The organism is Dellaglioa sp. CoH-57-MRSF-19 (assembly GCF_056781975.1).
This window is the reverse complement of the sequence record NZ_JBXAXW010000143.1, coordinates 1-438: the sequence shown is the minus strand read 5'-3', so window position 1 is coordinate 438 and position 438 is coordinate 1. Positions and strand designations below refer to the sequence as shown.

Below are 438 nucleotides of genomic sequence, written 5' to 3'. Positions count from 1 at the left end.
CGCTTAACAATGATGGGTTGCGTACGCTGCGCGCCCCCAAGATTTTTCGATCGGGTCCGTTTTGCATCGGCGTGTCCGGGGCCATGGCCCTCAATTTCTGTGTGCGCCTAAATTTCGTGCCCCCTGTCAGGAACCGGTCAATGAACGTGGAGCGCTTCATCCACGGGCCAGTGCGTGAAGAACTGCGGCGCTGCCTGCTGCTTGAATCCGGCACCAGCCGAGATAAGCCGTTTAAGGACGTGAATATCCTACTCGGCTATGAATCCCACATTTTTGAGATTCACGGAGACGGGACCGTGGTTGAGGCCGCTTACGACTATGCTGCGATCGGGAGCGGTGCTGAATACGCGCTTGGGGCCATGTACGCGTCGCATGGTGGACACGGGCCGCGTGAGGTCTTGGAATGCGCGTTGGGCGCTGCCTGCGAATTCGACAACG

Annotated in this window: 1 protein-coding gene; it reads left to right on the top strand. The window is 58.7% G+C overall.

Annotated features, from left to right (window positions below; all coding sequences use genetic code 11):
• Window positions 1-140: 140 nt before the first annotated feature.
• Window positions 141-438 (top strand): hypothetical protein (locus AC1RO3_RS08665; RefSeq protein WP_481764029.1); only part of this gene is annotated, 298 nt, incomplete at its 3' end.